The following is an 11,107-nucleotide window of genomic DNA, read 5'->3' on the forward strand; positions in this document are numbered from 1 at the left end:
ATGCCTGTCATTCAATGCCCAAGCTGTCAAAAATCGCTCAATCTCAAACAGATGCCCGCTGGCGGCCGGATCAAGTGCCCCGCTTGCGGCAGTGTGATTCCGGTCGGCGGCAAGACTCAACCGGCTCGTTCGGCGGCGCGTCCCTCCACGGGCAAAATGCTGACGCCCGAAGACGAGGGTTTTGATTTCGGTCAGATTCAATTCCCCTCCGCTGGCCCAGTCGCGGTTTCGAATTTCCCCAGCGATCCCTACGGCCGCACGGCGTACCAGGGCCCCATCCAAGGCGACCCGCTCGGCGAATACGTCGGCGAACCGACCGCGGAAGCATCCGGAGGAAACGGCACTGGACAATCGAAGAAGAAAGCCAAAGGCACGCTCAGCCCACTGGCATTGGCCGCGATCCTCGGCGGCACATTGATGTTCGTCTTGATGGCGATCGTCATCGGCACCGTCTTGGCCACATCCGGAAGCGACGAAACCGCCGACGGCACCGAGTCGGTCAGCGGTTCGCCTTCCTCACCGGCCGCCGACGTCGCGGCCGTCAAAGCCAACGTGCCCGCCGGATACGACCTCGTCGAAATCGCCGGTGCGGTGATCTACATGCCGCAGGGGCGTTCGGTCAGCGAAGACATCAACACCGTGCTCGAATACAAAGCGGTCGAGAGTGCCAAAACCGAGTCGTACTTCTTCTTCGGATCGATGCCGGAAACGGCCAAAGAAGTCGAACCGGAACGACTGCGCAAACGCATCGCCGCGCAGCTCAAGGGTGGCTACATCGGTGGCACGCAGTGGCAACGCAACGGCTATGGTGGCATCAAAGGACGTGTCGACCAGAGCCCGTTTGTTTCCGACATGCAGGTGGAAACGTTTCACGTCGATGGACGCATCTTTGTCGTCGGCTACGCCCCCTTCAGCATGGGTGCGGATCCTTCGGTGCAGATGAGTGTTGACCGCGGAGCCGAAAACGAAGAGATCAAAACCTATCAAGACTCCTTCACCGTCGGCCCCAAACCCAAGGGTGGCCTGTTTTGGTAAAGAAGAAACGATCTCACTCGCGGTCCGGCAGTGGCGGTGCCGCCGAACCGGTTCGACGTTCACGACGGATGAAACCGCTCGAACCAGAACAGATACCACTCTCCCGCCGCAAAGATGTTCAGGACGCGGACGATCAGCTCCTCCCGCTCTCGGACGATCAGTTGCTCGATTTGCGGATGTCGGATCTCAAGCTGACGATTCGCGGTACGGTTCTCGAGAAAAGGATCGCTCAACTCAACGAAGAATTGGCGGCGCGGGGCCTGAAATTCAAACCACATTTCTGGTTGAGCGAGGATTGGTTCTCGCCCGATGACGTGCCTGGCATCGCCATCCCTTTCTACCTCGCCCATCGCAGATTGATGCGGCTCGAACGCAAACAGTTGCTCGACGTGGAAGGCGGAACGCACGAGGGCTGCATGAAAATACTGCGGCACGAAACCGGCCACGCGATCGACACCGCGTTCCGTCTGCGACGCCGTGCGATCTACCGAAAAGTGTTCGGCAAAGCGTCCGTTCCCTATCCGGAATCGTACCAACCCAAACCGTCGAGTCGGAACTACGTCCACCATTTGGAAATGTGGTACGCCCAATCTCACCCGCTCGAAGACTTTGCCGAAACGTTCGCCGTGTGGCTTCGCCCCGGGTCGCGTTGGCGAGCCCGGTACCGGAACTGGCCCGCGATTAAGAAACTCGAAACCGTCGACGAGTTGATGGAATCGATCCGCGGCAAGAAACCCGTCGTGCAGTCCCGCGCGACCGTCGACCCGCTTTCGCGATTGCGGAAAACGCTGCGAACGCACTACGAACGAAAACGAACCCACTACGGTCTCGATCTACCGAGCGTTTACGACAACGACCTCCGCAAGCTGTTCTCCGCCGACGACGCCCACCGACGCAACATGACGGCGGCGGCTTTCCTGACTCGCATCCGGACGGAACTGCATCGTACGGTTTCCAAATGGACCGGCGAAAACGCGTACACGATCGACCAGGTCGTTCAGGAGATGATCGAACGGTGCCGCGAACTCAACCTGCGACTCGGTGGTCATCCCGAAGAAGTCAAACGCGACGCCATGATTCTCGTCGCCGTACGGATTACGAATTTCTTACACGAAGGAGGCCACCGTGTTGCCGTCTAGACAACGCAGAAGCACGTTGACCGTCCCGTCCTGCTGTGCGGAGTTTGTCCGATGAGCAGGTTACGTGTATTGGTTCTCGTTCGCGAGGGACACGTTCCCCCGTTATCGCTCGAGGGGATCGACGAAAAAGAGTGGGGGCCGTGGAAAGCGGAGTTCGACATTTGCGAAACGCTGCGCAATCTCGGCCACGAGGTTCTTCCGCTAGGGATCTACGATGATCTCGCGCCGATCCGCAACGCGTTGAAAGAATTCGAACCCGACATCACCTACATGCTGTTGGAAGAATTCCACGGAGTCGTCACGTATGACTTTGCCGTGATCAGTTATCTCGAACTGATGCAGCAACCCTATACCGGTTGCAACCCGCGCGGGTTGTTGTTGAGCAAAGACAAGGCGCTCTCGAAGAAGATCCTCACCTATCATCGCATCCCGACACCTCGGTTCGCCGTCTTCAGACACGGCCGCGCCGTGCGACGTCCCAAACGCTTGACTTACCCGCTGTTCGTCAAATCGGTCACCGAAGACGCCTCGTTCGCGATCTCACAGGCGTCAATCGTTCATAACGACGCTGCGCTCGCTGAACGCGTGGCCTTCGTGCATGAGAAGACCGGTGAGGACGCGATTGTTGAACAGTACATCGAGGGCCGCGAGATTTATTGCGGCGTGCTCGGCAACGATCGCTTGGTCTGTTTTCCCGCCTGGGAAATGGACTTCGGAACACTGCCGGACGACGCTGCAAGAATTGCGACGAGCCGCGTGAAGTGGGATCGCAAGTATCAAGAGCGTCATGAGATCACAACCCACGCGGCCAAAGATCTCGATGCCGCGATGGAGAAGAAGATCTCCAAACTCTGCAAACGGGTCTACCGAGCCCTCAGCATGAGTGGGTACGGTCGGATGGATTTGCGTCTAACTCCTTCCGGCGAGATCTACGTGATCGAAGCCAACGCGAACCCCAACATCGAATACGGCGAAGATTTCGCCGAATCAGCCGAAGCGGCCGGAATCAGCTATGAACCGTTGATCCAACGAATCCTCAACCTCGGCCTCAGCTACAAAGCCCCGTGGATGGCCTAACACCATCCCGGCTCGCACGCTCCGCTCACAACTCCGCCGCAATCTCGCGAACCGCGTCCACCACGCGATCCACATCCGCCTCCGTCGTGCCGTGCCCGCAACTGATTCGCAGCGTTCCGCCAGCCTGCGTTCCCAAGCATTCATGAACGAGCGCGGCACAATGATACCCCGCGCGAACCTCGATCCCGAATTCCGAATCGAGAATCGCGGCAGCTTCCGCCGGGGATAGCAACGGCCCAAAGTCAATGCTCGCGATCGGCAACGCACCACACTGGCCCGCGACGCGAATGCCATCGACGCTTCGCAGCCCGTCATGGAGTCGCTTCGCCAACAACAACCACTCATCCGCTCGCGGTGAATGATGTTCGATTGCCGCCCGCCATCCCGCGATCGCGGCGACGTTCTGCGTTCCCGGCTCCAAACGTCCCGGCATCGTATCGGGCATCCCGTCCGATGTCCCGTCATGCCCACTGCCACCCTGGACGATCGGTTCGATCACGTGATGCCAATCGGGGTGCAGATACAACATCGCGATTCCGACCGGACCGCCGCTGCCTTTATGCGCCGGAGCAGCCAGAACGTGGACACCCATCGACTGCACGTCGACGGGTAGATAACCAAACGTCTGCGCCGCATCGCATAGAAACACAATCCGGTCTTTCGGTTCCCGCTGTGCATTCTGCTCTGCCACGACACGTCCCACTTCGGCAACAGGCTGAACCACGCCCGTCACGTTCGACGCGTGAGTCAGCGCGATCATTCGCGTCTGATCGCAAATCGCATCAGCCAGCCCGTCGAGATTGACCAATCCGCTTTCGTCACACGGCACGGTCCTCAAACGAGCCTCCGATCGCTGCACCGCGGCACGCACCGGACGCAGCACCGCGTTGTGTTCAGCCGCGCCCACGATCGCTTCCTGCCCTTCGGTGGCAAAGTGCCCAGCGAGACCATGAATTGCCACGTTCAACGCCTGGGTGCAACCACTGTGGAACGTCACGCACGACGGATCCGCCGCTCCGATCAAACTCGCGAGACTCTGCCGGGTTTGAGATACGACGCCGCCGGCTGACTGCGCGCTACGGTAATTCCCTCGCGACGCGCTCGCACCACACTCCGTCATGAATTCCGCAATGGCTTCGACCACGCCAGGAGCCTTCGGCCAACTCGTTGACGCATGATCGAGATACAAACGCTCCGGCACGTTCATCCTCGACTCGACTTCATCGTACCACTCGACCTCACTCCGCTGCCTGAACGACCGGCGTCAACATGGATCGCATTCGACTTCATTGGGTTCTCCGTAGCACCATTGTTTTGTGTCCGCTGCGACTTCTTCGATCCCCACCATCCCTGACTGAGGAACCACCTGCGTGACCAGTCACTGCCGCCGAGCACGAGTGCCGCGACCATCAGACCGATCGCCATCGGAATCGGCATCAACACCATTCCGATCGCACTGAGCACAAACAACCATAACGACGGGTGTTCCCAATTCACACCCGGCAACCGTCCGGCCGCATTGCCCGCGTACGGATTGGCCGCGGAACGTGCTCGAGGCAACAACGCGACCACCAACACCAACCCGGCCAACGCGATGAACAGCCCGCCGCGGAGCACCTGTTGCCGCGCGTATTCACTCAGCGGCACCGGTCGATCGGCGAGCATTTGAATCGGCAGTCGTCGACCTTTCCACACAAAAGTATACCGATCGACAAAGCCGGGAGGCGTTGTGACGGCTAAGAAGTCCGACCACGTCGTTGCAAAGTCGCGGCCCGAGAGAGCCAAATCGCCGAGTCGCGTTGCCGGTGTCGACGAACGCAGATTTCCTTCGGTCGCCGCGTCGAGATCGGGCAGCGTTTCTTCCAAGAATGCATCGAACGAGAAGTACCGCGTTTCCTGCGAAAGGATATACGCATCCATCTCCTCCCACCCGAGCAACGGCTCGGTGATCAAAGCTTTGGCCAGTTCACGATCACGAGGATCGTCCTGCGAAACCAGTGTGCTTTCTTCTCCAGACGGACCACCGATTTGTCTTCCCGCCGCTTCGCACAACATTCGGTACCGCAAAATCCACGGACGCAGCCACACCGCAACCTCTTCGTCGCGTCGGTCCGCCAACGCATCCGATGACGAACGAATCGCCTCAACGACGCAGGACGCTAACCATCGCAATCGTGTTCGGGAAGCAATCGGTGCGACCTTGACCGAGTCATCACCGGTCTCCTCATTTCCCATCCCGAGACCAGCCTCACGCTGCAACGCACGCAACCATTCCAACGTCGGAACCGCTACGTTTCCTGCAACTCCGTTTTCGGGCGGGGCGTCCCACCAATCCACGCTCGCCTCGTCTTCCGCGGTCGACAGCCCCAACAAATTCGGCAACAACAGCCCCGACAGGTCATCCGGGAAGGCGACCAACACCTCCACCGTTTGGCTCAACCGACTCAGCGGCAAGGGAACTTCATAAACCACTTCCGCGTTCTCGGTGTCACTCATCTCAACAGACGTGGAAGCATCAGCCTGGTTCGCCTGAGCAGGTACACCCGGCCGGTTTGGACGATCGCTTGAACGCCCGTCGTTGCCCTGTGACCTTTCGCCATTGTCACCGATCCGCCGCAGATCAGCCGCGCGCGTGCCCGCCCAGACACCGACCAACTCGGCCGCCGCGGGCACCGCCAGCCGAACCGAAGATTGATCGCCCGGCAAAATATCGAACCGACTCACCATCAACCATCGCTGATCTTGCGGTCGAACGAGGACACGATGATCGGCATGAATCAGTTCGGCAACGCGATCGGTCCGGGGCAACGTTTCCAAATCGATCGACCATCCCGGGCTCGTAACCGCATAAACCGACAACTCCATGTTCGAATCGGAGTCATTCGGTTTCGCCGGAGGTGTTGCGTTCGCCGAGGTAGCCGCGAAGTCTTCAGAAAGCTGGTCGATCCGCCAACGAGGCTTTGCGATCGGCCCGGCAAAGTTGCTCCGCCAACGAACCTGCTCGTTAGTCAGTCGAGTCGGCACAACAACATCGATCCGGTGCCTGCGAACGTCCATGATTCGAATCTCCGGAACGCTCACGCGGGTAATCTCGCTAACCGCCAACCGACTGATCAATCGGAAACGTCGAACGTGTTCTTGCTCAGTGGAATTCACTCCGGAATCGCTATCCGCATTCGTGTCCCCTTGCGCCCCACCGTCTTCATCCCGGCGCAGTTCGAGACGCAAAACCTGCAGCGCGGGATCGAGCGTTGGTTGACGCGACGAGATACACAGAGGAACGATTTGCAACGAATCGCACCAACGTGTCGGCAACGCGATATCGATGTAGTCGGGGCAGTATTTGCTGGTGATCACGCAATCTGTTTGTGCCGTCCAGCGCCCTTCGTCCCAACGCAACGTGATCCGCGAATCCACATCGAACGGACGATTGTTTCGTCGGACACGGAAGCGAGCCGATTCGAAAGCCTCCTCGATCGGACCGCTCGTCGTGTAACGGCTCTCAACCACTCTGCCCGCTGTCAACAGCGACGCCGCATCGTCGACGCCGGCATCGATCTTCTGGCCGCCGACCGGGCGAGCCCAATCGACCACCACGTCGACGGCTCGTGTGATCAACAACTCATGAGACTCGTCAAAGTCGGGCACGTTTGATGCACCGCCTCCGTCATGAAGGCTGGCTTTGGTGATCTTTTCCAAACGCATCAGTGGCAAACGGTTCACGCGTTTCCCAGGACTGATCGGCAACATCGCGTTGACGCTCAACCGGAAACCCTCACGATCGCTCGTCAACAAGAGCGTCGTGACGTTGCCCTGCTGAGACACCGTCCACGGTTGACGCTTCGAATCGCCATCGGGTAGCGTCGAAGCCTCCGATGAGTTTGTCGCCTCCACGTTGCCGGAAGCATCGCTCCCGGAAGCGTTTGCGAACTCTCCCGAACCGGTTTCGCTGTTTGGGTTTCCTTTGCCTCCGAAACCGTTCCCGGAATCATCACCGATGGGCTCGTAATTCCAATCGAGCAGTCTCGCGTTGGGCGGCAAATGAACCGCATATCGTGTGGAACCGACCGACGCGGACGATGACACGCGGCCGGGACTCGGGCCCCTGATCTCCGCAAAAAACTCGACGCGTTGAGAGTCTTTTTCGATCGTCACCTCGTGTTTGGTAACCAACGGCGTTTTCGGTTTCGCGATCCGCTTCAACGTCAGGTCGGTCACGGTCCCGACCGCCGCGCGGTTGATCGAACTGAGATACCCCGTCCACTTCGCGTAGAACTGATCCACGGCGAGTGGTTCGAGGCCTCCGATTTGCGACCAATCCGGCTGCAAATCATCCGAGAACGTCCACGCCACCCACGGCAGAGACTCGTCTGCCGTCCTCAACAGTGCCGGCGTGATCTCCGGCTCGTCGAGGTCTTCACCAAACCCGCCCAACTCCTCCGGTGTAATCACTGGTACCGCGCGTGGGCCTTGGGTCACGAACGCCCCCACACCGATACTCACCCTCGGCATGCGAATCCGCCACACACCCTCGCGCGGCGTCGTCAGTGTCCAACCGAGACGGATCGGTCGGGTCGGTGTCGTCAACGACATCAGCCGCAGCGATCGGTCGCCCGCGTTTTCTTCGATCGGCTGCCGACTCCAATGCTGAGTCAACAATTTGCACGTTGGCGATTCGTCAAATGTCTCCTCCTCATTAGGCACGTCGGATTCATCAAACGACTCGACACCGTGCACTTCGGGAGCATTCGTTGACAACATCACGATCGCTTCGGGCGGCAGCGAGCGACGAGGTTGGATCTCGCATTCGATCACGGTCTTTCCGCTTTGCGAATGCACCCAAAATCGTTTCTGCCAATAACGCTCGTCATCCCACGGCAGCATCGCGTCGGACGACGAAGCGGCTTCCGTGGCAACGTCACGAAACTGATACCGAAGCTGCAATCGATTGACCGGGCCGAGGTGAACCGGTTCGGAATACTGTGTGTCCGGCTCCGCGAGCGCCGAAGCGGTCGGGATCACGGGGTCAACGCCCAACTTTCGTTGCAGGTCAACGATCCAACTGGATGTTGAGTTTTGCAACATCACCGAGTCCACCGAATCCGACGCGGCAACGTTCAACTGGGCAACTGAAAGCGGTGGCAACTTCGCCGAGACGAGCACCCATGGATCCTCCCATTCGTAGTCGCATTGCAACGAGAGCAACAATTCCGCCGAACGCAACACGGTCAGGTCACGTTCGGAGGAAGGCATCTCGACCCACACCCATCCATCACCATCATCTCCCCATCGCAACGTTTGACGTTCGACGCCCGACTGCACGCGAGCCACACCGAGCACCTGTTCGAAACGGTACGGCAAACGCAAACGCCTGGTCTCGGGAGGCAACACGACGCCGAGGCGCGCGGTCAATCTCGCCGCCCCGGATTGCCGGAGCGTCTCGGCGGTCAGACCGGCACGCCCGCCACCGCGTGATCCTGCCGTCACGTTCCCCGCGCCGATACCGCCTGCCTCGAGGGTACGATCCGTCGACGAATTCCGAATGGAAGGAAATGCGGAACGAGAGATCGGGTCCAAACGCGCGGCCCCGTTGCCCTGAAGCGGCGATGCGAGCTTCACTTCGTAGGCAACACTCTCGATCATCGGTGTCTGAATTTCCGACCTCAGATCACGAAAGAACAACTCATTGTAAAACGCTTCGGGAATGTAGATTTTGTTCCCCAACACGTCCCCGTTGCTTTTCAGCGGCACGAGAACATCGATCGTTGGCGGCGCCGCGTCCTTCGCCGATAGACTCCCCGATGCCACCGGCGGACTAGGAAGAACCTGCGCCGATGCGTTACCTCCCACGAACAATGCCGACAGCGTGCAAACACAGGCAATCAACAACGGTACGATCGACGAACTCGAAAAATCATCATCCGTGCCGTCTCGCGATCGCTCGTTCTGCTGCGAAGAGCCATCCTCGTGGACGATCCCATCGGAGTGCACCTCACTCGAAATGATTTCGCCCGCTTCAAACTTGCGAGTCCACGAATCGTTGGCAGACGGTTGCACCGGAGTCGTTCGGTGCAGTGCCCCCGCATCGGCTCGGCGAGCCGTGGTTTCGTCGCCCAACGACAAACGCGAACTCGAAAAATCCGGCGAGGAGAATTGCCCCGCCGACGCCTGCATCGATCCAGAACGGTTGGCCCATTCCGAACTCGAATCTGATTCTTCGCGATACCGGTTCCAACCCGTCGTCGCCAACTGCAACGCGGCGAGCGTCAGAGGCAGAGCAACAAACGCCACCAACGGCATCGACGAACTCGGCCACAAAAGCGATGCGGACAACGCCAAAACAATCGACGCGGCGATCGTCGGCAGTCCTCGACTGCCCACCAAACGGGCCAAACCTAACAACAGAAACGCGATCACCCATCCGAGTGAACTGAGAAAGCCAGCGGGCAACAACAGCGGCGCCGACATCGAGGCCGCGCCCCACGGGGCCGCCGAAAACTGAACCACGTTGGTTCCCGTCGCTGCCAACAGTTCGCGGCGCGCGTCAACGACCAACTGATCGAGATGAATTTCGGGGAATTGAAACCATCGATACCATCCACCGCGAGTCGCCGGGGAAATCCAATTCACCTGCAAACGCGACCACCGCGGCGCCGAGACGGATTGGCTCGCGAGTGTTCCTTTCGCAGCCCCCCGCGAACCGTCTCCGTCGGTGATCGATTTGCTGCGAGTCCTCGGTGCGGGCGGCGGCAAAATCACACCTCGGCCGGGAACCAATCGCGGCGTGATCAATACCCCGTCGCGTCGCACCTCGACGAGTTGCAAGGACATCGGGAACGTTAACTCCATCTCCGCATTGGAACGCACCAAACAGTCCAACTGAAACAAATCCGTTCCGTTGACCGAAGCCACCGCGGTGAGTCGTTTCCCCACGATCAAACCGGTGGGGGAATGATGCTGACGCGGCATCACCTCGATCCATGGACGATCGTTCGGTTCATACCGGTAACGTGCCGTCTCCGATGTCGATGTGGCCCGCCGCGACCAACGCACCCTCGTGCTCAACGCTGGCTCATTGCGGCCCACCTTGGTACTGTCGAGTGTCGGGACACCTTTGAGAGAATCGAAATGCTGTTTGAGCTGCAGTGTCGGATCAATCCAAACCTCCGCCGACTGCGACGCGGCATCGGGCACATGAGGCAAACCGATCGTCAGGTTGGATCGCTTCGGATCGATCTCTTGTCGACGCCGCCCGATCAGCAACGATTGATTGGTGAATCGAGGTGGCAACGCAACGCGGACCTCCCAGGACCGAACCCCTTCGATGAATTGCCGAGAAATCAGATCGTCGTCGACCGCAAACTCCGGCGCATCGGTTTGTAATTGCACAGCCCACTGCATCTCCGACCACGGTGGCGGTTCGCTAGACTGCGTTGCCCCGGCTTCGTCGTGATCGGCCGCGAAACGCAACCGCATCGAACGGATCTCGCCGGCAGTGCCTTCGGTCTTCACCTCGAGAGTTTGCCAAACATGATCGATCGGCAGCGGGTTCAACGGCGACTCATCCGGATTGTTATCCCGTCCGAGCGGCCGTCCCCGCGGCATCGTCCGTCCGCCCCGCAGTAGCGTCCGCAACGAAACCGACAAATTGATATCTGGCTTCTCGAGCGACACTTCCGGGGTGACTTCGATCGCACCACCGAACACAATCGCATCGCCGGGCAGCGGGGCAAAGAAGCGACGTTGCTCCGCCGTCAGATCTGAAAACGCCTTGCGCGACGGTTCGATTGCGGCTTTGGCCGACCAAGTCAAATTGGACGGGGGAATGATCGCCGCGAGCAACTGCCCAGGACAAT

The 11,107-nt window shown here is 59.5% G+C and carries 5 protein-coding genes; 3 read left to right on the plus strand and 2 right to left on the minus strand.

Features of this window, described 5'->3' with window-relative positions; all coding sequences use genetic code 11:
* From RSSM_RS00660 to RSSM_RS00670, 3 genes are read left to right on the plus strand one after another with little or no spacing between them, the layout of a single operon-like run.
* Positions 1–1,035: a zinc ribbon domain-containing protein gene (locus tag RSSM_RS00660; RefSeq protein WP_044300395.1), complete on the plus strand. Its 1,035-nt coding sequence runs from the start codon at positions 1–3 to the stop codon at positions 1,033–1,035.
* Complete coding sequence (locus RSSM_RS00665) at positions 1,029–2,174, plus strand: putative zinc-binding metallopeptidase (RefSeq protein WP_008673293.1); 1,146 nt, start codon at positions 1,029–1,031, stop codon at positions 2,172–2,174. Before RSSM_RS00660 ends, RSSM_RS00665 begins: the two co-directional genes overlap by 7 nt.
* A 51-nt stretch (positions 2,175–2,225) precedes the next feature.
* A complete protein-coding gene (locus RSSM_RS00670) occupies positions 2,226–3,251 on the plus strand; it encodes a D-alanine--D-alanine ligase family protein (RefSeq protein ID WP_044300387.1) in 1,026 nt (341 codons plus the stop codon).
* Positions 3,252–3,276: 25 nt separating this feature from the next.
* Here the strand turns inward: RSSM_RS00670 and RSSM_RS00675 are convergent, their stop codons facing one another.
* Together RSSM_RS00675 and RSSM_RS33530 are read right to left on the minus strand one after the other, a co-directional pair.
* Positions 3,277–4,458: an aminotransferase class V-fold PLP-dependent enzyme gene (locus RSSM_RS00675; protein WP_008673297.1), complete on the minus strand. Its 1,182-nt coding sequence runs from the start codon at positions 4,456–4,458 to the stop codon at positions 3,277–3,279.
* Entirely contained in the window at positions 4,455–11,093 is a 6,639-nt protein-coding gene (locus RSSM_RS33530; protein ID WP_008673299.1) for a hypothetical protein, read from the minus strand. Before RSSM_RS33530 ends, RSSM_RS00675 begins: the two co-directional genes overlap by 4 nt.
* Between the last annotated feature and the right edge of the window lie 14 nt (positions 11,094–11,107).

Source organism: Aporhodopirellula sallentina SM41 (assembly GCF_000346505.1).
GTDB classification, from domain to species: domain Bacteria; phylum Planctomycetota; class Planctomycetia; order Pirellulales; family Pirellulaceae; genus Rhodopirellula; species Rhodopirellula sallentina.